The organism is Clostridioides sp. ES-S-0005-03 (genome assembly GCF_020658455.1).
In the GTDB taxonomy this organism is placed as follows: Bacteria; Bacillota; Clostridia; order Peptostreptococcales; family Peptostreptococcaceae; genus Clostridioides.
In genome coordinates this window covers 1-22974 of record NZ_JACVWI010000008.1, presented here as the reverse complement: position 1 = coordinate 22974, position 22974 = coordinate 1, and the positions used below count along the sequence as shown (strand labels likewise).

Here is a 22974-nt window from a genome sequence, read left to right as displayed (position 1 = left end):
TAGAGTTTTAATAACAATTTATATGTTTTATAGAAAATTTTTTTAGTAGTTCAAACTTTAATTATATTTTTTTATATTTTATATATGATTATAAAAAATATAAAAGGAGAAAAATATGAATCAACTTAAATTATCTAAAAAAATAGTAAATTATCTAATAAAAGCTAATATAAACTCCATTGAAAAGTTAAAAACGATGACATCTAATGATCTTTTAGCAATAAATGGTATTGGACCTAAAAGCTTAGAAGAAATAAAACAAGCCCTTAGTTTACTCCCTAAACCAAATAATGTTACAGAAGGGGTATTTACAAAGAAAAGGTATTTAAAATCTGAAGGAAGAAAAAGTTACAAAAAAAATAAATCTATTGTAAATAAATTAAACGGAAGAGTTGTCGCTTTAGACACTTGTGTAAATGGGATTAGAATAGATAAGAGATACTGCATAATTAAAAATAATTAAAATAAAAAAGCTCAGCATATGCTGAGCTTTTAAGTAGTTTATTGTTTTAAGACATTCTTTAATTTAAAAAAGGTATCTTTTCTAAGAGAACTTAATCTTATTTTAAGCTTCTCTATCTCATTATTTTTATTTTCTACCCTCTTGTATAAACGTCTTAAGCCTTTACTTTTTTCTCTAATAGATTTAATTCTATTTGGTGTTAATTCCTTGTTTTTAATATTATTTATTTCCTTTTCTATTAAAATAATTTTTCCTTTTCTAAATAATATATCCTCTTCTAACCCTATTATTTCATTTTTGTACTTTTCTCCAATACTACTAATTTCTTTATTACACTTTTCCATAACCATATTTAAATTAGCTCTTTTAAAATAAGTTTTATTATAGAGGTCCTTCCTTAATTCTTTGTACCTATCTTGAAACCAAATAGATTCGTAATTACCTCTATTTTTTTTATAACTTATTATATAATACTCTTCATCATGTGGATCAAATATAAAATATGCATTCTTTATATTTATATTATTTCCATCATTTGTTATAAAAATTAACTCCTCTTTATAATTAAAAACTTCACTCATAATAATCCTCCCATTATAAAAATTGTTCTAAGAAATCAAGATATATTTTCCTATGGACATTAACACCTTTCTCTAAATCAAAACCTCCATCTGTATTATAAATTCTATAAATAAATTCTTCTTTAGTAATATTATTTTGGCATCCTATAGTAAATAACCATCTCCCATCTATATAAATCGCTATTACTTTTCTACTTCTAATAGTTTCTTTTAAGATATTATATTTAAACATATCTCTGTTTTTTATTAGTTCAATACAAAAACCATCTATTTTTATAGCTTCTAAACAAATCTCATAAGTCTGGTTTTTTATATATATAATAAAGCTTGGATTATTTTTAATAGTCTCTATAGCTCTTTCCTTTATTGTTCTTTTTAATATATCTCTATCCTTTATTGCATACATTTTAGATAATTCTAAAAGTATTTCTTCTGTATATTTCTCAATAAAAATAATAACGTCTAAATTTTGCTTTATAGCAATAAGATATAATTTATTTTTTTTATATGGAGATAAATTATTATTTATATAAGCTATATTCCATGCTTCTTGTCCAACTGCTTCTAAGCACAAATTATAAACTTGCTTATCTGTAAGGTTTAACAAATCCCAGTTCATATATTTTAAAACTTCTCCAAAGCTTGTTATTGCCTCAAGGCAAATAAGATAGATTTGCTTCTCTGAAAGATTTTTTACTATTTGAGCCCAATGTATATTCTTAAATGCCCAACGGTTTCTCTTTACTGCCTCTATACATATCTCCATAATATCTTCTGTTTTTAAATTAAGCTTATTCCAATTTATATACTTTATACTATCTCCATTTTTCCTTACAGCAGTTAAACAGATTTGTTTAATCTCTTCTTCTAATAGCGTCATGCTATCCCATCTTACATATTCTAAAGCCCTCCCATTCTCTTTTAATGCTTCAATACATACCCTATAATCTTGGTTCTTTATACACTTTAAATATATGCCATTTTTCATTGCTATTTTTAAATCTATTTCATACTGGTTCATACACTCTCTCCTTCTAATAGATTATTTTTTATATAAACTTTTTAACTATTTAGTATAGTTTTATGTTAATATTTTTATAATCTAAAAGGATTGTTTTTATTAGATTGTTTTATGTTTTTAAATAAATAAATATATATTATTTTATTTTTTATTTATTTTCGCATTTTTTAAATGTTATAAATTATCACATAATATTTTTTATTGTATTTATTGTATTTATAAAACATTTTTCGATATATATGTACACAAAAAAAAGATTATATTATATAATCTTTTTTTGTGTACATATATATTAAAACATTATTAGATAGCTTGGTATTTATTAATTAACCAGCTAAATTCAGTTGTTCTTTTAGGTTTAGGGCCTAAAAAACCTAAAAAATTTGCCCTCAAGGATCCCGCAGTGATGATTCTATCATTCTTACTCTAACTTCTTGGAACCTATTTTATCTTTACTTTATTATGTTTTTCTAAAAAAACAAAACAAGAAGGTTTATAATAATTATTTTAATTATCTGTTTCACATAAAAAACAAATTTCTTGTGATATACATTCACTCATAAAGTATATTTTTAAAAAAATACTTTTATAAGATATCTCAATTTGTTCATCTTTTATAAAAGAGAATACTCTCTCTAATAGTTTTTTATAATTATTATCACTTAAGTCTTTTAAACTCTCTTTTGATAACTCTTTTTTTATATATATTTTCAATTTATTAAAAGACTTATAAAATTCATCCATATTAACATTAGATTCGCAACTATTTTTGTTTTTTAAAGTTGTTACCATATTGTAAAGCTTGTCTATCTTTTCTATGTTATATGTATCCATTTTATCATTCCTCCAGTTATGTGTTTAAAATAAGCTTATAATTACTTAACTATTAGTTATAATAACATATAAATTATATTATAGTATAAGCTTTTTTATTCATTCTTTATATAAAATTTTATCATTTTTGTTGTTTATAAGCAATAAAAATGATAAAATTTTTAATTTAATTTGAGAATAATATTATTTTAAGATAAGTTGGATAGTGCTTATAGACTTTTGGCACATTAATACTACTGTAGAGAATTGACTTTGTTTTTAATATGAGATATTTAATTTTTAAAAAAAGGAGTTTTCTTAAAATTGATTTTTCTGATAAAACTCCTTTTATCTACAAACATAGAATTTTATTCACTCTTAGATTTTTTTCTATTTTCAAAAAAACTTAATCCAAGTTGAAATATTATAAATCCAGTTGTTATACCTAATGCACTTACTGGTATTGATTTTATATTATCGAAATTTCTTAGAGCAGAAAAACATAACAATACCATAGATACAGTAGCCAAAAAAATAGCAACTTGTTTTAATGGTATTGAAATTTTTAATTCTAATTCTACATCTTTCATAATATCATTCCTTTCCAATAGTTAATATATTTTAATTATATCTAAACATAAGTTAAAGAATAGGACTATTCCTCCCGACCATAATAATTAAAACAGCCCTATCTCAGCCAATGAGTCATAGATATAATCAAATTCGTCTAAGTCATTAAAATAATTTTTAAGAACAAACAAAGGGATATAAAACTCAACAGCGTTATTATCCTTTATCTGTTTTATTACTTTATATTTTTCGCCACCAAAAACAACGTATTTTTTCTTCACATTATTATTAGATATATAATATATAACTAAATCATCTTTAACTTGTCTTAATGGACGTTTATAAGAAGGCATAGAAAAGATATCTTCTACTTTCAGTCCTCCACCTATACTTTTTTTAAGAACCTTTTTTTCTTTTAACGCTTCAAGTAAATTATTTTTCATTTTGTTTTACTCCAATTTAAACATCTTTAATTTAGATATTTTCTTATTTTAAGATTATATTATGCTAATTTCTACCTTATCTTTTTTTAAAGGTTCTGTAATTAATCCTAATTCTAATAATAGTTTTGAATAAGAGCCATATTTCTTAATTAAATAATTGATATGAACTCCACTATCTTTAAGACTTCGGATAGTTGGTTTTTTACCCAGAGCTTGTGCCATTTCTAAAATTATCCTCTTACTTTCTTCCAGCTCTGCATCTGTATATTTATTTTTTAAAGGCTCTGTAATTAATCCTAATTCTAATAATAACTTTGAATAAGATCCATATCTATTAATTAAATAATTTATGCGAACTCCATTGTCTTTAAGATCTTGAATAGTTGGAATTTTACCCAAAGATTGTGTCATTTCTAAAATTATTCTCTTACTTTCTTTTATTTCTGTATTTGTGTACTTGCTTCGTTTTGGCAATTTAAGTTTTGCTTTTATTTCTCCCCAATTACCAAATTTCCTAAAAAATGTTGCTGTTTTTATTCCATATTCCTTAAGCTCTCGTATAATTGGAGTTTTATCAAGTATCTGGTAAACTTCCATTATTTCTTTCATAGTTTTATCTCTAAATATTTTTTCTTTTTCCTCTTTAATAGTTTTAGCTTTCTCTACAATAGCTTTCAAGTTAAGGCTATCTATCATATTTTCATAACTTCCATAATAAGAAAATAAAATTTTAATTGGAATCTTATAAAAAACAAGACGAGTCATACTTGGCACTTTAATTTTATTTTTTGTTAATTTTATTATCTCATTATTAAATACTTCTATATCATATTCTTCTATTTTTAGTTTTTTATATGCTTCTTTAAGGCTTCCATAAGTCTTTTTCAATAGATTAACATCTACTCCTCTTTTTTTCAGAAGAAGCTCAGATGGTGCCCTTTTGTACTTATTTTCATTTTTAATGTCTAATATTTCTTTTTTTATATTTTTTATCTTATCTTCATCAAATTTAGAAACAATTGACTCTAAATTCAATTCTTTTTTTATTTTTTCCCAACTACCCATTACTCTCATTAATTTATTTATTTTTATTCCATTTTTCAATAGTTGTTTGTGTGTTGGAATACATTTCTTGTTATTTGTTAAATCTAATATTTTTTCTATTATTTCCTCTATCTCTTTTATATTCGATACTTTTTCCAAAAGTATCGCATTTTTATCCTTATTTTTTTCAAGTAAAGGATTTTCTATTACTACATCTGTTTTTAACTTACTCTTTACAGTACTCCATTTACCATACTTTTTTAGTAAAGGTTTTATATTTATATTATTTTCTTTAAGTTCTTCTCTGTTAGGTATTTTACCTAATCTATCTCTTAATTCTTCAACTTCTTTTAACACATCTTCTGCGTTATTTGTTTTATTTATAAAGCCAAGATTTTCTAAAACTTTATTCCAACTTCCATAAATTTGATGTAACTGTTTTACATCAGAATTATTTAAATCACTAAAACTTGGCACATAACCATTTTCATTTATAAAATTATTTATTATATTTTTTGTATATTCTACATATCCACTTGGTACAAACATAAAATTTTCCTCCTTTATAATAAACCGTTCACTAATTTTTTAAATTCGCTCTTAAAATTTATATTCATAGTTTTCAAAAAAATTACTATTACTTAAATTCCTATTTAGCGACTTATTCATTTAAATATATGCATTAATTAAATTTAAATTTACTAAGTATCCAAAGTTAATCAATATATACATTTTTATCTTATTTACTAATTATTATACCATAACAATGTCAAAAAAAATACTTGTAAAATTTTTAAATTTTACAAGTATCTTTTTTCTTTCTATTTTTTATATTAAATTAATTGTAATTTATTTATATCATTTTCTTTTAGAAATAATTCTATATTCTTATTATATACATATAACACTACTTTTTTCTTTTCTATTTTTGGCACTACAGTAACATCTTTTCTTTCAGGAAACATATTTTTATAAATTTCTGTAGTTTCTACTATTAAATTAATCTTAGCTAATTTCAAATTTTCTTTATTTAATTTGTTCATATGCATTAGAGCAATTCTATTTGCTAAATAAAATTCTAACTCTGGATCTTCGACACATTGTTTATTATCTTGTTTTACAATTATTCCTAATATCTTAATTGTCCTATAAATATCATTGAGAGGTATATTAAACATAACTGAAAGTTCAGTTATTTCATCAACATAAATTTCTCCTTTCTTCATTTTCTCACTCCAAAACACATTTAATCTATTTTTCTTACTACTATCTTCTTCATTTTTATCATCATTAGTCTTAGTCTCTATAGCTTGGACAACCACCTCAACAATATCTTTCATCATTTTTTCTAAAGAAGCACTTCCTTCACAAATTATTTTATGCATAATAATACCTTCCTTTTCATTTTATATTATATATAATACCTTTTTTATTGTTTATAGTCAACGTAATTTGTATTTTTTTATAATATTTTTTCTATTTTTCCATTTTTTAAATAAATTAACCTTTGATTATACGAACCTCTAAACTTATAATTAATAGATTTTTTATCTAAGTCAAACTTACCATCAACTAAAACATCAATTAACTTAATAACTTTAAAAGATATCACTTCTTCATAGTTATATCCAGTATATAACCATATATCAAAATTATATTCTTTTAATTTTTTTCTAATGTCTTTAATAATGTACTCTAATTCTTCTTTTTGTAAAAGGGGATCTCCTCCACTAAATGTTATACCTTTATAATAGCCATTACATTTTTTATATTTTTCTACTATGAAGTTAACAATCTCCTCATTTGAGTACATAACACCACTGTTTATATCCCAAGTTTCTGGATTATGGCAACCTCTACATCTATGCTGGCATCCTGCAAGAAATATAACTAATCTTAAGCCTGTCCCATCAACTATACTTTCAAATATACATTCTTCTTTATTCTTAGCTAAAACAATCATATTCTTACCCCCTTATATCATTATTTAATATATTAATACTAATTTTTTATATATTATAGATAATGAATATATTAATAATTCATATAAAAACAATAAAATAGCAATTGATTATTAAATGTAACAACCAATTGCTATTTTATCTATATATTAAATTTTTCAACTCCAAAATCACCTTTATTAGAAGCTATTTTAGGACCTGAAGCTCCTTGAGTTAAAATTCCCATTTTTAATTCTTCTAATCTACTTGCATTTCCTTTAAAATTTGACTTATTCTCTATTTCAATTCTTCTACATTCGTCTATCCCTTCCATAATTTTTTTATAAGAAGTCTCTAATGAATCTAAACTAATTTGACTATTACCTGCTAACTTTGATATTCCAGGAGCTTGTTTAGATAAATGTTCAGCATTTTGTATTAGAAAATCATTAGTCATATTTCTAACGCTTTCAATATCTTTATACATTTTTTCTTGTTTTTTCAATACTATCGCATTTATTAAACATTGTTTGAATATAGGTAAGGTAATTATAAAAGAAGATTTTATTGCTCTCATAAGGTCAAAATTACCTTTTTGCATTTGCTGGATCATCGGAATGTTCTGTAGAGATATATTTTCAGCTATTTTTAAATCATAGACCCTTTGCTCTAACATATCTCTATTATTTTTTAAAATATTAATCTTTTGTAAAGATATATTTTCTCCTGAGTTTAATGCTTTTTCTTCTAAACTTGGAATTAATTCATTATCTAATTTTTCTAAAGCCATTTCGCCAGCTACTATATATTTTTCTAAATCTCGGTAGTATATAATATTAGATTCATACAAGTTAGTTAAATTCTTTATTTGCTCTTTTATATCAACTTCATGTTTTTTTAAATCTAAGTAAATTTTATCAACTTCATTTCCAATTGTTGTACATCTATCCACTATATTATCAAAAGAGCTTTGGGCTTTATTAAACATCTTCTTAAGAAATCCCTTTTCCTCTTTTTGCAAGTCTTGTAAGTCAAAACCTTTAAATGTTTTATTTAATTTATTTAATATAGCTCCTATATCTTTTTCTTTTTGGATTTTTTGAGTTGTGCTTAAAATTTCATCAGACAACCTTGAAATCGAATTCGCAGATTTATCTCCAAATGCTAAAATATTCTCAATCTCACTTATGTCTATTTTAGTCATTATACATTTCACATCTTTATCATTTCGTAGATTTAGTTTATATTCTTCTGTAAACTTCACTGCATACTCATTAACTGACACTTCATTTAAAACTAAACTTTCCATTTTTTATCCTCCTTTTAATTATCTCCTAATCAAACTATTTCATAAAAACTGCTTTTTCTTCTATTACATCTTTATTTATTCGCTTTAATAAATCTCCACATTTTTTTAGTTCATTTAAATTATTTTCTTCTTCCATAGAAAAACTCTTTTCATTTTGTGCCCTATAATTTAAATCATGAAGCAATTTTACAAATGCTAAGATTGCTTCATTCTTAGCATTTATAACTTTTTCTTTTTCATTAAGACTATAATTTCCTGATATTATTTTATTGTTTTTATCTACTAACTCCTTTAAATTCAAGAACGTTTCAATTATAACTATATAATACTTATTTTTACAGTTGACCTCTATATCCTCAACATAAGTACGAGTTTTATAATTTAAACTCGACCCATCTAAATTATTAATAATAAATTTTTTTATACATAAGAAATCAATAAATTCAAACAAGATTTTTTCTCTATAGTTATTTAGATTATTTATTTCTTTTTTATAATCAGTATTTATACAAAATAATCCAAGTATTGGTACTAAATACTTCCACTTAAAACAAATATCTAACTTATCTAATGTTATTCCTATTAAAACTGTTTTATATTCTTCAGTAACTTCAATAATCTCTTTATTAATAGCTTTTTCTAATTTTACACAATTCAAAGTCAAAAAAATAAATTGAATAAACCTTGATAAAACTACAATAAAAAAAATAAGTAAAGCTAAGTTTGTTGAAAACATTAATACAATCAAAAGGATTATAACTTCTATCATTATCCCAAATAATAGAAATAACTGTTCCACAATGTCCTCAAATTTATCGACTATTAGTTCTATTAATATACCTATTACAAACACATCCTTACTTTATATAGTCATTTCGTAAATATGCTCCTATCATTTTTTACATAATTATATCTTTATAATTATAAATCCTATTTATAACTTACTATTTAATAAAAATTATAACATTTATATTGTTTATATTCAACGTATTTTATCTTTTTAGATATATTTCAAGTTCCAACAATTTTTCTTTTGTTATTTTTCTTTTCTTATTGATAGAAAAAGCTTTTACATTACTCTCTTTAAAATTATCTGTTATAAATTTCTTTCTGCTAATTGGCTTTAATACATAATTCTTATCACTTATCTTATTTAGTTCTTTTTTTGCCATTTCAAGATCATCAAATAAATATGCTAAATTTTCATAGTTGCCAGATATCTTATTTAAATGTCTAACAACAAGAAATTTTTTATTTGACTTATCCCAAATAGAATAGATTTTAGATTCATTTATAAATAAATTGTAAAATTTGAAATTTTCTTTTTTCAACTGATTTTTATTGACTATATCTTTAACAGCTCCTTTTTTCCCATTTGTTAACTCAACAATTATTCCTCCTTTTTTATCTTTTTTTGAAATGATGGTATCTACATACCCCCTTGTTAGCTTCTGCGACTCTTTGTCTTCTTTGGCCACTATTTCTACTAAAAGGCCTTTAAATATATTATCTAATTTACTTGTATCTACATACATTTATTTATTGCTATTTTATCTATAAAATAGCAAACTCTCACCCCCATAACTTTATAATTTTGTTATATCTTATAAATTATAAATCGCAATTTTATTCTTTATATATGCACTATAAAACAGCATATAAGTTGAATAAAAAAAAATTATAGGAACTATATTATCTAATAATAGTAAAAGTTTTTTATTTTAAAAATTTATAAAAAGGTGATGATTTTATGTTAAAAGAGCTTAATGAAATTTTAAAAAACTCTATTCTAAAAAAATTTCTAATTGAAATTTTAAAAAATTATAAGATTATGGTAATAACGAAAGAAAGAAATGATTATAAATACACATTGTACTCTTATACTGAATTAGAAGGTATTTATATAGAGATAAGAGAGGGGATATCTTTTGAATACTTTGAGTATTTATCTAAAAATGAACCTACAGAGTGTTTGAATTATTTAATATATAGTAATAATATGTATTATAATAATGCAAATTTTAATACACTATATAATCTTATAAAAAAATTTAATCTAAAAGACATAAGTGATTTTTATAGGATATTTAACTCCTATAAAGAAGATGAAAGTGAAGCCTTAAAAGATTATCTGTTATACAATAGCTCTATAAATACATATTTATTAAATAAGATATAAGTTTTTTACTTATATCTTATTTAATATTACAATTAAAATATGTTATCTATAATTGGGATTATAAATGTAGTATTATTTATCTTGAGTAATTCTATCTTATTCTCTTCCAATAAATTTTTTAACATATACTTTGTAGCTGTTTTAGATACATTTAAATTTATTGCCAGGTCTTTTACCTTATATTCTGTATAGCCTTCTGCCATATAAAAAAGCCTACTTAACTTTTCTTTAATAACAATATCACTTTCTTCATTTAGTATTTCTTTTAATATTATAGAAATACTACTATTTTTCTTACTGTAATTATATTTTATTAGTTCTAATAATTCCATTTATCTAATAATCAATTGAATATGGTTTTAGCAATTCAATTAAATATTTACCTCCTCTCGTTTTTAATACATTTTATTATTAAGTTATTAAATTTATTCTTTTTTAGTATAAGTAATAATATTAATATTTTAATAGTTGCTATTATTCATATATTTATTATATTTTATTTCTATTCTGATTAAATATAATAAATATTAACTTTGTATTTGGAGGAAATTAAATGAAAATAAAAAAGAAAATAATTAGTATAATATCGCTAATAATAATTGGGGCTAATCTATTGCCAGGAGTAGCGTATGCTTCTCCAAAAGAAGATTTGGAAGAGAAAGTCCAGATATTAAACAGTAATATAACCGATAATATAATAAGAATTAAAGATTTAGAAGAAAAAATATCTATTACAGAAAAAGAAATTTTAGATAAACAACATAAAATAATAGATATAAAAAAAGAATATAATACTAAAAAAATTCAACTTGAAATGTGTAATGATTCTAAATTAAGCAAGTCAATAAAGGGTAATGATTTTAAAGTATTAGAACTTATTTTGAAAAGTGACAGTGTAAGTGAGTTACTACAAAACATAGAACTTTCAAAGGTTATAATAAAACAAAACAACAAAACTTTAAAACTTTTAAATGTAAAAGAGGAACAACTAAATGAATTACAAGATTCATTAAAGAATAAATCAGAGAATTTAAATAAGGATAAAAAGAATTTAAAAAAAGAACAAAATTCTTTAAATAATTCTAAAAAAGAAGCTGAGCTTGCTTTAAATAATTTAATTCAAGAGGAAAAAATAAATAAAAGAAATCAAGTGGATCCAATGGAATTTAAAGATTTAGATTTTAAACTTCCTGACCCTAATGCAACTCCATCTGAAAAAGCAGAATTACTAATAAACAATGCAAAAAAATTTTTAGGTCTATCTTATGTTTGGGGAGGGACAACACCTTCTGGATTTGATTGCTCTGGATTAACACAATATGTTTATAGAAGCATTGGAATAAATATACCCAGAGTTGCAAGAGACCAACAATTAGATGGAAATCAAGTTAAAATTGATGAACTATTACCAGGAGATCTTATATTTTTTGGATATCCAGCTCATCATGTAGGCTTTTATATTGGGAATGGAGAATATCTCCATGCTCCTCGAACTGGAGATGTAATAAAAATATCTCAAATTGATTGGAACAAAGTTTCTTCTGCTACAAGATTTATAGAGTAGTTTATTTTTAATTTTCTTTATATTATTTCACCATTTCTGTTGACTATATAAAATTTTTTAACTATAATTAATAATATAAGATTAATAGAACTACAAACTTTTTTAAAATTTAAAATGAATAATTAAATAATAGTAAAGGATACATAGCATTCAAAATGTTAGATTTATTTGAAAACCCAATAGATAAAAAAAAATTTAACAGTACCAATGAAATTTGGAATAAAATGCACTTTAATTCTCCTGTGAAAATTGGATATACAAGTAAACTTGTTAAAGAAAAAAAATTTTCAGATAAACTTGATTGGGCCGATTTTTATTTTGAAAGTGGAGAAAAAAGAAAAGAGTTGTTAAAATTAAATCCATATGATAAAAATATAAATCTTAATTATGGAAGAACAAAAAAAGAAATTGCTAAAATAGGTTGCTACCTATATAAACATCTTTTAGAAACTGGTAATCCTTTAAAATTAACTAAAGAAGAATGTATGTTGACAGCTTATTTTCGTATAATTGGAGAGACTTGGAATGGCATAATCTGGAGAGAATCTAATACTAAAGATGCTTTATCAAAAAAGATAACCAATTTAGGTTATGAAGTTTCTTTAATCGACACACCAAGCGATTTTGATGTCTTATTCGCAGTAGATTATGAAATATACTTTAAAGGTTCTATTGTTTGTGGGATTCAGATAAAGCCCAAGAGTTATTCTGCTAATAACTCTTACTTAAATAAAACGATAGAATTAAATGAAGAAAAGAACCAAAAATATAAAAAAAGATTTAATAGAGATGTTTATTATGTTTATGCAGAGACATCAGGGATAATTTTAAATGAAAATGTTATTCCAAAAATAATAAAAGATATAAAATCGAATCAGATAAATTTTTTTAATTAGTTTTTTTTAATTAGTTTTTTACTCATAATTTTTTTAATATTATATATTAATTTTTTAATACACAATTAAGACATAATCAAAATTTCAAAAAAATCACCACTCTATAGTAATAAAATTATAGTTACATATCTATAATATTATGTATAAAGTAAAAATCAGGATACATTTTATGTAATTTTAATTTGCTTACCACTCATGAAGAGTGTTTATATAGATATTTAAAAAAGGAATAAATTATTATGTTGCCCCATCCAGGTTAAAATGGATGTTTATGTATATAAGGAGAAGTTAATATATGTTAGAGCTAAAAAAATATACCAGTTTATACTTATTTAAGTATATAAACTGGTATATTTTTATTTAATCATATATAACTTGTTTAAACCCAATGTTTATAATAAGTGTAATAAAATCATTTAATCCTACTGTATACATCTTCCCTTTACTAAAGACATTAACGTAGTCAACCTTTTCTCTATTAATTAAAACCACTAAACTATTGAATAAATTCTCCTTTGGTATTGTTGTGATTGGATAATCATTACTGGAATTATCTATGATTTTGTTTTTCTTACAGTAGTCCTCTATCTCTTTTTCTTCTAAAAAAATTCTTATAAATTTTAACCCCTTAGAATCATTATATATATTGTATCTAATTATGCAATTTAAGATATCTTGTACAGATAATGTATTGTGATATATGTAATAGATATATTCATTTTTAAATAATACATTATTTAAGCTTCTAATAAGATTAATATTGTCTTCTTTTATTAATGTATTATTAAAATTTTCTGTTTTATTAAAAATATCAAAGATAGAATAATAATATGAATAATAATCTTTTTCTATTTTAGTATTAAAAATTATTCCAGATAACCCCCTATAAAATAAATTATTTAACAATAATAATAATGAGTTTAATTTTATTTCACTAACGAACATAATTTTATCAATTTTATTATCCAATAAATACTTATTTGCTAAGGTCTCTTCTTCAAATAGTATTATACTAATATAATCTGTTAAAGTAATTGGTATTATTACTGGTGAACCTTTTGTCTCAATAAAACTCAGCATATAAAATTTATCTAAATTTAAAATTTTATCTAATGATTCAGTATAAAAATTATTATTGTCACTAAATATTAATTTCTCTAACATTAAACATCACCAAACTTTCATATTATTTTATAATAATTTTAAATCTCCTGTTATTTTATCTATTTTATCCCCTTTAGCTGGACCTATAGCTACTGCTGTTTTTTGTTTAACTCCATTAAATACAGTTAATCCCAAATCAACAGTCATATAAGTAGGAAGCTTCATCTCCATAGCTTTATTATATACATTTGTCAACTCTGACTCAGAATTTACATATAGGCAAACTTTTTTAAATATCCCATTAATCCAAACATCTAAATCAGAATGCCTTTCAACATCTAATATTAATTCATAGTTATTTTTATTAAGTTCTTTTCTTCTCATTATTTCTAAAATAGCTCCCAAAGAAGCATGGCTCCCTTGAGCAACCATTTTACCTTTTGGCATTTTCAAATCTTTTCTTATAATTATTACTTGTTTTATATTATCTTCCATTTTTATATCCTTTCTGATTTTTTTAGTATATTTAATATAGATATTCTATTTGTGTTTTATAAATTATTTTTTTATTATATAATTGAATTAAGTTATTGTTTGAATAAACCTATAGGAAGGAGATAAAAAATTTGCCTTTATTCGAAAATTTAAAAGATGATGTAATGAATACAATTACTTATAAAATGGATGACCTTCAAGAAATATTTTCTTCCCCAGATAATTTCCTTCTTAGCTTTAATAAAAATACTATACATGATATAAATTTATTATGTACGATAGGTTCAGTAAATAAAGAGGAATTGTATAAGGAATTATATTTTAAAAATATAGATGGGATAGTATTATTAATTAAAAATAATTTAGAGGAAATTGAGAACTTGATTGTATTAACCAATATAAAATATAAAACAGGAGAATTTGAAATAAATATAGAATATAATGATGAAAGAATTTTTACTATAAATATCCCTGAAAAGTATTATAAATATGAATACTCGTATATAGAAAATTCCTTATTAGAGTTAAAAGAAAACTTATCTGTATTAAAGCTTAAACATAAGAGAAGCAGAATACATAAAGAAGATATACAAAATCAAATAAATAAAGTAGAAACAGAATTAAATAGCCTTATACATAAGAAAAATACATTAGATAGAATTACTTCTAATTTAAGTTCTTTCTTAAATGGATATAATTTTTTAGACTTTAGAAGACTTTCTTCTCTTTTTTCTGATAATGATAACAGTGATTTTAATGACATATTATCTATTTTATAAAAAAATCAATATAGTAATAGCTAATAAAAAAACCTTATATGTCTTTTTATTAGCTATTACTTATTAAATAATACAAACACATCTTGATTCGTTTTTAATGAATATTTTTTCTTTAAGACCTTATTAGGTTTTATACTTTTCCCAATAAATGAATTGTCTTCAGATAATTGTTTCCATTTTTTATTAAAAGTAGATATACTTGTACTAACTTTGTCAGATCCCATAATCCATTCTTTTGCTACTATATTGTATTCCTTTAGATAAAAATAGAATAATCGTTCTATCTCAACTATATGAGTATTTTTCTTCTTATTTTTAAAAAAATATAAGTCTTGTTCTAAATTATATTCATCATTCAAAATTTTATTTATTCCAGTTCTATTTAAATTGCAATCCTTTATCAATTCTTTCTTTGTATATAAATCATTTGATTTTAATTCTTTAATAGAGATATTTATACTTGGAATAAAGTATAAACAGACATTGCTCTTTATGTCTAATTCATCTCTTATTCTATCTGATTCTATTCTTTTGACTAACCCAAACAAATTGTATAAGTTTATAGTTTTTGAAATTGTACTTATTGAATAATTTAAACTATATTCATTTTTTAGATGTCTAAGCGATACAAAAAATAATTCTTTATTATTAAAAATAATAGACTCTGCACTAACTTTTTTCCCATAATTATTTAAAGCTATATATATATCAATTTTTTCTTCTAACATGTCTTTTAAATATTTATCTTTAATTAACAATTCTTCTATAATCTTTATATTTTCAGAGTACTTTTGTATTCCAAAATTATTCTTTATTTTTTCTCCAAATCCTTTTTTTATTAAAATACTTGAAATTTCGGTTAGTCTACAATTAAAAAAAATACAAAGTAAATCATATATATCTAATCCATATAAAATATATCTTTTAGTAAAATATCTCATTTTGCCATTAGCATTTCTACTTATCCAACAAAAATTATTAGCTATAAATTTACATTCATAAAATGTATCTATTTCCATATTTAACAATATACTTATATCTATATTTTCTATATCATTTTTATTTGAAAGCATTTCTTTTAAATAAACAACATTAAATATATTAGATAAGTTATGTTGTATGTTTGCATATATTTTTTTTATATATTTATTAGTTAAAGTAAAAATACTTTTGTTCGATACAACACTATCCATTTTATTAACCTTTTTCTATTTTTTTACTTGATAAATTTAAAATGTTTTCTAATCCCCCATACATATCAATATTCATCCTTCCAAAGTATTCTATATTTCTACTTTAACTTATAATTTTAATTGTTTTTAATATCTAAATATTAATATAATAACTATGCAACGCAATCTAAAATTAAATTAATATCATTATCTGAAAATTTATATTTCAACTCAGGCCATTTAATATATGTTATTGCTTCTCTTTTACTTTTAACTGCCTCTACACATATCATTAGAGCCTGTTCTTTTGTAAAATTAAATTCATGCCACTTTATATTACGAATCTCATTACCATCTTGTTTTACCACCTCTAAACAAAGTTCAATTATCTTATCTATAGATAATTGGCTACTACTAATATTAGCTATCTTATCTGTAATTTCTATTACCTCATTATTATTCATAAATATCCATCTCCTATTTTATTTTTATATTGTTTATATAAAATTTAATCATTATTAGAATATAAAAACATCTTACCTTTCATTTTTAACTTATATAAAGGCTCCTATAGTCTTTTTTTACAACGTTTAGATAAATACATCCAAAGAACATTTCTGATAGTCTCTAAACTCGTTCTACCATGTCTTTACTAAAATTTGTTTTAAATTCATATTTTTAAAAGCAATTTTTTAAGTACTCATACTCAATTCTCCTTTTTTATAATTATTAAATATAAAACCTATTTATCTCTTTAATTATTATAGTTTTAATAATTTATTTTAATTAGATTTTTTTAATAAAAAATAAGAATAAGTATTGATTTCTAAAATATAAATTTAAAATTTATGATTTCCTAATATTATTTATTATAAACATACAATAAATATCTACATAATATTATAAATAAAACAATAAGAAAAAAGAGATGAATTTGGGGAGGGAGTTGTCACTATATATAAAAATCTCAACTAAGCTTGCTAAACAAAAGTTAAATAGGCATAACTATAAGAGATAGCCTTAGATTAATCAATATAGCTAAATTTAATATTTGGGCATTTTAAATCCATTTTTTTATAAAGAATATTTACAATAGCACTATGGACAATCTCTGCTCTTTGCTAAATTAATCATCTTTACACTTTATATATTACTGTTATAAACACTTAATGTCAAGCTTTCGTTGTTTATAAAAAACAAAACAAATAATTTTCAGAATATTCACAACTACTCAGAACAATAACCTATATTAATATACTAAAAAATAGTTTTTGTCAAGTTTATTTTTTAAAAAAACCTAAAAAACAAATGTACTCAAAAGATATAATAAAAAAAGAGTCATCTGTACTTTAGACAACTCTTTTCATTACTAAAACCTTCCTATAACTTTTTCTTTATCTCTTATATACTCAAAAACTTGTTTATTTTCTTTTAATGCTTCTAAACAAATTCTATCTGTTTGATTCTTTACATATTGAAGTGCAAATGGATTCTGTCTAACTGCTTCTAAACAAATATCTTCTGTTTGAGTATGAACAAACTCTAAAGCTAAACCATTTTGTCTTACTGCTTCAATACAAATTTTCTTTGTCTGTCCTCCTGCATGTTTAAGAGCCAATCCATTTTGCCTTACTGCTATTAAACAAAGCTTTGTTACTTTATGTTTTACATATGCAATTAAATTTCCATCTCGTACTAATGCTTCTGAGCAAATTCTATCAGTTTGGATAGGAGCAAATTGGAATGCATCTTCGAATTCCTGTATTGCTTTTAAGGTTATATTTTCTATTTGTTCTTTTGATAATTTATCTTTTAATAAATCAAAAGGTATATATCTAAGATTTAATCCTTTGTCCACAACTGCTTCTAAACAAAGATCTTCTATTTCCCAGGCTGATAAACTATCTTTTAAATCATCCCAATCTACATATTTTATAGAAGTGCTATCATTGATAATTGCTTCCCTGCAAACTTCATATGATTGTTCTTCTATCTCTTTTAAATAACTCCCTGTTTCCATTACCATTGCTAAATTATACTCTAATTGGTCCATTAGACATCCTCCCTTATCCTAATTCAAAATATATTTAAATATACCATTTTTGTTTATTTCATTATATATATTAAATATCTTTAGTATTCAAAATAATAAGGGAAAAGGGAATATTACTATAAATATAAATTTTACATTAATAATATCAAATTTATATTTCTGAATTTGATATTATATCCATTATAATATCTATTTTCACTTTATATTCTGGATATAGTTTAAGCCTAAATGTTACATCTATACAAATATGTTTTAATAATAGAGTATAAAAACCATTTATGTCATTTTTTAAAATTGTTTTAATTATATTTCTAAATTTTTTTATATTATTTTTATTATTTATATCTAAGATATGTATAATCCTTCTCAAATAGCTTTCATTAAAAAAATATTCATACCTACTTTCTATTAATTTCTTTGCTGTCTTCCAGTATTTATTAAAATTACCAAACATAGATGAATTTATAAACCCAGCTATATTAGAAGTATCTTTTCTATAATAACAGCTATAATACAATGAGGTAAATTTATCATCTATAAATATAAATGCATCTTCTTTGTTTGATATCTCAAAAGCTTCAATATCTGATGTGCCTATAGCATTTTTAGGTAAGTTTATAAAATCTTTTAGATATATGTCTTTAGATATTATAATCCCCTTTTTTAGAGAATTTCTTATATCACTAAAGTTTTTCAGCTCAGATTTTTTATATTTTTGATCTTTCTCACTAAACTTTATTTTTCCTTCAATTAAATACAAACTTATTTCTTTATTATTAAAATTAGAAGTCAAATCATTTAGTACATTCTCTATATCTTCTACTAAACGCTTTGGGACATAAACATTATAATAATTCATAAATTCATCAAGTAAATTAAATTTACTTAGTAATAACGTTGTAACCATTGTTAGCACTACTTTACTATCTTTCTCTACATAATTTGGAATACCTGCCTTGAAATACAAATCTTTAGATAGTAATAAATAGTCTATTGTATCATTAATCCTTTCTAAATCAGAAAACAAATAATTAATAGGAGCTCCAAAAGACTCCATTTGTTCATCTTCCCCTAAATAAATATTAATACGTTTATAAAACAAATCTAAATCTTTTTGTAATTCTACCATTAACTCATTATTTTTATTATCCTTTAAATCTTTTTCTTTTATAGAAAAGCTTTTTATACTACTATCTTTTTCTTTACATCTAATTTCTAAACACAATCTTGTTAAAAAGTTATATTTATTAATTATCTCTATTATTATATATTTTTCTTGTTTGAAATAAATTTCATCCCCAACTTTACTTCCCAAAAGATTAATCCATAGATCTTCATTTGTATTAATCTGTAAACAACCAAATCTCATATCACTAATTCTATAAAAAAATTCTTTATTTAAACAAACTTTCAAAAACTTGTTTTTATCCGATCTTAATATAACAACATAATCAGATTCAACTAATTTAATTTCTTCCATATTCTTTTTAAGATCAGATAAATTTTGTTTCTTGCTTTTTAACAAAACATTTCCTATCCTATTTGCAAGATTTACATCTATGTTATTTACATTAAAAGCAACCTTATAACTTAATTCTCTCGCCTTAACAGTATCTCCAAGCTTCAAATACAATTCACTTGCAGTTATTAAATATAATGGCTCTTTCTCGTTGTTTAACATATCAGCAAATTCTTTTAAATTATCTAATTCTTTATTTACTAATTTCATCTTAGCTAATTCATTTGCCCAATCTATTTTTTTAGATTTTTCAAATGATTTTTTAGCCACAAAGTAAGCCCCTTTATATAACTCTTTTTTAAGATAGATAGAATACATACATTTTTCTATATATTCATTATAGGTATCACTATAAAATTTAATATATATTTCTAAGATATTATCATAATACTCATCCATATTCTCACTTAAAACAATAGAAAGATATCTTTTAAAAAATCTTATATCATAAATACTATTTTCTTTTACTATGTTAAGAGCTTTTTTAGTATTATTCATCTCTTTATATTCACTTGCTACCTCTAATAAAATTGAAGCTTTATTTTTTACATCTTTTACAATTTTATCTAAATAAAATTCACTCTTTTCTTTATTTTTTGAATTAGCTTTAGCACATAATAAATCTATAAGATGTCCTTTTATCTTACATTCTTTATCTATTACTTTAATTAAAAAATCTTCTCCATGCAAATTTAATACAGACAAACCATAAGCAAAAAAAGCAAACTCTACATTTTCTAAAAAATCTCTATGTTTCTGAAATAATTCTATTATTTTAGACCAATTTTCAAGGCTTAAATAATTATTAATTATACTTGGAATATATATATCTATTTCAGCATTATTTTCTAAAAGATATTTGCTAAGTTCCTCTGCTTCTTCATATTTATCATTTAAATTAAAAATATTTATCTTTAAAACATTAAAATCAGTGTCTTCTTTAAAGATATCAGGTATATTATTAATTTCTTCAAGAGCTAATTTTTCATCGACAAATAAAAGAGCCAGAAGTTTATAGTATGATATTTCCTTAAACTGATTAAATTCTAATTCCTTTTTATTTATTTCTTCTATTTCAATCAAACATTCATTAAGAAAGGCTCTTTCATTTTCATTGACTTCATCTAAGCATCTACTTATAGGATTTAATTTACAAAGTATATAATCAGCCTTATACTTACTTCCCATTTCTTTTATCTCAAATAAAAGTTTCTCTGCTTTATTAAAATCTTTAATTGCAATTAAAGATTTAGCTACATATGATTTTATTTCTAATATTTCTAAATATCTTTCATTGTTAAACTTTTCTATTAAAGTACTGTATTGTTGAGAAAGATATAAATATTTAGCTTCCTTACAATCTATATCTGTTCTATTCATATCCATACGATCAAATATAACCATTAATTCTCTAAAGACCTTATCATCCTTATAAAAAATAGCTATGTTAAATTTAACATTTATAAATTCAGCTGTTTCTTCTCCATATTTTTTTAGTTCTTTGAAGTATTCAATTAATCTATCTTTCTTATTTGTTACTATTGATAAAAAACAATTATATTGTAATAACTTTCTTTCAATAACTTCGCTAAACCTATCTTGTTTTTTCCTATATATCCAGTTAATCTTATCTTCTATCTCTTCATATTTTTGGACCTCAAACAAAGACTCTATTTCATCTAATTTTCCATTCATGTAATCATCTACTATTTTTTCATTTTTATAAATATTTGATTCTTGTATTATAGTGTTTCCACTTAAAATTACCCCATTTATCTTTTGTTCAGAAATATTGTTATTAAAAAAGATTCCACTTAATATTTTCCTTATTCCCATAATATTAATCCTTTTATTTATTATTTTGTTTTATTTTATTTTTAGATATCTTCTTACCTTTAATAAGTTGTTTATTATCTCCTTGTTTCTTATTATTATTTAACTGAGATATTTCGTTATTTAAGATATCTTTACCCTTAATAACTTGCTTGTTATTTTTCTTACTTACATTTATTTTATTCTGACGTACTCCTATAAAAGTTAATATTATAGTTATTACTCCTATTACAATTGTACCTATAGCTCCTATCTTGCTCCAATCTAAATTATCCATGGTCCTCACCTCTATTTCTATGGGATATATTACCTATATAATTAAAATTATATCTTAAATAAAATATATACTTCAACAAGGAATTTAAAAAGGTGCTTTTAAAAGCACCTTTTTAAACAATTATTTTTTTATATATCCTAAACTATTTACTCGATTTAAAGAATCTCTTTGAGTAACATTAAAATATTTAGAAACTTTATCTATATTAATTACATCATTCTCTTCAATAAGCTCAAATTCACTTTTAGGCATTAATAATGCAAGTGCAAACTCTTTAGCTTGTTCTTCTTCTTGCAAATTTTTACTTTTATAAAATTCATTTATTTTCTGAGAATTCCATACTTCCTCATCTATATTATATCTCATGTGCAAAAATAAGTGTCCTAATACTTTAGCTATATGCATATTGCGTATATGATTAGATTGACCATAAGGAATCACTATTTCAAATTCATAGTGATTATTTTTTAATTTTCTAATATAAGATTCTGAAAATTCACTTAAAGAATCATCTTTTTTAATTATTCCTCCCATTTTATCAATAACATTATTCATATCTTTTATTGGAATTTCAATCATATAAATATCTATTATATCTTTTGTTAGTTCATTAATTAAATTGATATTTTTTTTATTCATAATAATTCTCCTAAATATTTATAAAATAATATTTATTTTTACGAATAAGCATAAATATTATTATTTTTTATAAAATAATATATTATTTTATAATTTTTATTAATATAAATATTTTTTATTATTTTTCTTCTAAATGTTTTAAAAAAATTAAATAATCATCTTTTTGAGAATTTAAGTTATTATATTTAAAGATATTTTTATCATCTATTAACATATTTTGAACTACTCCACCTTAACTACCCTTGGTAGCGTTTGAAGATGAAGATTCCTATTCGATAGC

At 22.5% G+C, this 22974-nt stretch carries 25 protein-coding genes; 5 read left to right on the top strand and 20 right to left on the bottom strand.

Annotated features, from left to right (window positions below):
• Positions 1–115 precede the first annotated feature (115 nt).
• Positions 116–463 (top strand): DNA-directed RNA polymerase subunit alpha C-terminal domain-containing protein, encoded by a 348-nt coding sequence (locus tag IC218_RS18605; protein WP_227825166.1) that lies wholly within the window; start codon positions 116–118, stop codon positions 461–463.
• 38 nt (positions 464–501) lie between these two features.
• On the opposite strand, the gene IC218_RS18600 is transcribed toward IC218_RS18605, so the two are convergent.
• The 11 genes from IC218_RS18600 to IC218_RS18550 form a co-directional block, all read right to left on the bottom strand.
• Positions 502–1044, bottom strand: coding sequence for a hypothetical protein (locus tag IC218_RS18600; RefSeq protein ID WP_227825165.1), 543 nt, complete (start codon positions 1042–1044; stop codon positions 502–504).
• 13 nt (positions 1045–1057) lie between these two features.
• Positions 1058–2065 (bottom strand): hypothetical protein, encoded by a 1008-nt coding sequence (locus tag IC218_RS18595; protein WP_227825164.1) that lies wholly within the window; start codon positions 2063–2065, stop codon positions 1058–1060.
• A gap of 507 nt (positions 2066–2572) precedes the next feature.
• Positions 2573–2899, bottom strand: coding sequence for a hypothetical protein (locus IC218_RS18590; protein WP_227825163.1), 327 nt, complete (start codon positions 2897–2899; stop codon positions 2573–2575).
• A gap of 347 nt (positions 2900–3246) precedes the next feature.
• Positions 3247–3468: a hypothetical protein gene (locus IC218_RS18585; protein ID WP_227825162.1), complete on the bottom strand. Its 222-nt coding sequence runs from the start codon at positions 3466–3468 to the stop codon at positions 3247–3249.
• Positions 3469–3555: 87 nt separating this feature from the next.
• The gene (locus tag IC218_RS18580; protein WP_227825161.1) at positions 3556–3891 is read right to left on the bottom strand and encodes a hypothetical protein; all 336 of its coding nucleotides are present in this window, start codon (positions 3889–3891) and stop codon (positions 3556–3558) included.
• A gap of 54 nt (positions 3892–3945) precedes the next feature.
• On the bottom strand, positions 3946–5484 hold the full coding sequence (locus tag IC218_RS18575; RefSeq protein ID WP_227825160.1) for a hypothetical protein: 1539 nt from the start codon (positions 5482–5484) through the stop codon (positions 3946–3948).
• Between the two features lie 284 nt (positions 5485–5768).
• A complete protein-coding gene (locus IC218_RS18570; RefSeq protein ID WP_227825159.1) occupies positions 5769–6320 on the bottom strand; it encodes a hypothetical protein in 552 nt (183 codons plus the stop codon).
• A 77-nt stretch (positions 6321–6397) separates the two neighbouring features.
• Positions 6398–6898, bottom strand: a complete 501-nt coding sequence (nrdG, locus tag IC218_RS18565; RefSeq protein WP_227825158.1) for an anaerobic ribonucleoside-triphosphate reductase activating protein — start codon at positions 6896–6898, stop codon at positions 6398–6400.
• Positions 6899–7038: 140 nt separating this feature from the next.
• Positions 7039–8184 carry a toxic anion resistance protein gene (locus tag IC218_RS18560; protein WP_227825157.1) on the bottom strand — a complete coding sequence of 382 codons (1146 nt, stop codon included), beginning with the start codon at positions 8182–8184 and terminating at the stop codon, positions 7039–7041.
• A gap of 34 nt (positions 8185–8218) precedes the next feature.
• Positions 8219–8983: a hypothetical protein gene (locus tag IC218_RS18555; RefSeq protein ID WP_227825156.1), complete on the bottom strand. Its 765-nt coding sequence runs from the start codon at positions 8981–8983 to the stop codon at positions 8219–8221.
• 193 nt (positions 8984–9176) lie between these two features.
• Positions 9177–9719, bottom strand: coding sequence for a DUF2196 domain-containing protein (locus IC218_RS18550; protein ID WP_227825155.1), 543 nt, complete (start codon positions 9717–9719; stop codon positions 9177–9179).
• Positions 9720–9934: 215 nt separating this feature from the next.
• Here IC218_RS18550 and IC218_RS18545 point away from each other — a divergent pair, with 215 nt between their 5' ends.
• Positions 9935–10363, top strand: a complete 429-nt coding sequence (locus tag IC218_RS18545; RefSeq protein WP_227825154.1) for a hypothetical protein — start codon at positions 9935–9937, stop codon at positions 10361–10363.
• 32 nt (positions 10364–10395) lie between these two features.
• On the opposite strand, the gene IC218_RS18540 is transcribed toward IC218_RS18545, so the two are convergent.
• Entirely contained in the window at positions 10396–10695 is a 300-nt protein-coding gene (locus tag IC218_RS18540; RefSeq protein WP_227825153.1) for a hypothetical protein, read from the bottom strand.
• Positions 10696–10916: 221 nt separating this feature from the next.
• Between IC218_RS18540 and IC218_RS18535 the strand changes: the two genes are divergently transcribed.
• Both IC218_RS18535 and IC218_RS18530 read left to right on the top strand, forming a co-directional pair.
• A complete protein-coding gene (locus IC218_RS18535; protein WP_227825152.1) occupies positions 10917–11927 on the top strand; it encodes an NlpC/P60 family protein in 1011 nt (336 codons plus the stop codon).
• A 155-nt stretch (positions 11928–12082) separates the two neighbouring features.
• Complete coding sequence (locus tag IC218_RS18530; protein ID WP_227825151.1) at positions 12083–12823, top strand: MjaI family restriction endonuclease; 741 nt, start codon at positions 12083–12085, stop codon at positions 12821–12823.
• Between the two features lie 360 nt (positions 12824–13183).
• On the opposite strand, the gene IC218_RS18525 is transcribed toward IC218_RS18530, so the two are convergent.
• Entirely contained in the window at positions 13184–13987 is an 804-nt protein-coding gene (locus tag IC218_RS18525; RefSeq protein WP_227825150.1) for a hypothetical protein, read from the bottom strand.
• Positions 13988–14014: 27 nt separating this feature from the next.
• The gene (pth2, locus tag IC218_RS18520; protein ID WP_227825149.1) at positions 14015–14422 is read right to left on the bottom strand and encodes an aminoacyl-tRNA hydrolase; all 408 of its coding nucleotides are present in this window, start codon (positions 14420–14422) and stop codon (positions 14015–14017) included.
• Positions 14423–14553: 131 nt separating this feature from the next.
• Between pth2 and IC218_RS18515 the strand changes: the two genes are divergently transcribed.
• On the top strand, positions 14554–15201 hold the full coding sequence (locus IC218_RS18515) for a hypothetical protein (RefSeq protein ID WP_227825148.1): 648 nt from the start codon (positions 14554–14556) through the stop codon (positions 15199–15201).
• 56 nt (positions 15202–15257) lie between these two features.
• On the opposite strand, the gene IC218_RS18510 is transcribed toward IC218_RS18515, so the two are convergent.
• The 6 genes from IC218_RS18510 to IC218_RS18485 all read right to left on the bottom strand — a co-directional run bounded on the left by IC218_RS18510 (position 15258) and on the right by IC218_RS18485 (position 22694).
• Positions 15258–16394 carry a hypothetical protein gene (locus IC218_RS18510; protein ID WP_227825147.1) on the bottom strand — a complete coding sequence of 379 codons (1137 nt, stop codon included), beginning with the start codon at positions 16392–16394 and terminating at the stop codon, positions 15258–15260.
• A 152-nt stretch (positions 16395–16546) separates the two neighbouring features.
• A complete protein-coding gene (locus tag IC218_RS18505) occupies positions 16547–16837 on the bottom strand; it encodes a hypothetical protein (protein WP_095903682.1) in 291 nt (96 codons plus the stop codon).
• A 905-nt stretch (positions 16838–17742) separates the two neighbouring features.
• The gene (locus IC218_RS18500) at positions 17743–18426 is read right to left on the bottom strand and encodes a DUF4116 domain-containing protein (protein ID WP_227825146.1); all 684 of its coding nucleotides are present in this window, start codon (positions 18424–18426) and stop codon (positions 17743–17745) included.
• A gap of 151 nt (positions 18427–18577) precedes the next feature.
• The gene (locus tag IC218_RS18495) at positions 18578–21781 is read right to left on the bottom strand and encodes a tetratricopeptide repeat protein (protein WP_227825145.1); all 3204 of its coding nucleotides are present in this window, start codon (positions 21779–21781) and stop codon (positions 18578–18580) included.
• A gap of 13 nt (positions 21782–21794) precedes the next feature.
• Positions 21795–22055 carry a hypothetical protein gene (locus IC218_RS18490; RefSeq protein WP_227825144.1) on the bottom strand — a complete coding sequence of 87 codons (261 nt, stop codon included), beginning with the start codon at positions 22053–22055 and terminating at the stop codon, positions 21795–21797.
• A 120-nt stretch (positions 22056–22175) separates the two neighbouring features.
• The gene (locus tag IC218_RS18485; protein ID WP_227825143.1) at positions 22176–22694 is read right to left on the bottom strand and encodes an ImmA/IrrE family metallo-endopeptidase; all 519 of its coding nucleotides are present in this window, start codon (positions 22692–22694) and stop codon (positions 22176–22178) included.
• Positions 22695–22974 lie beyond the last annotated feature (280 nt).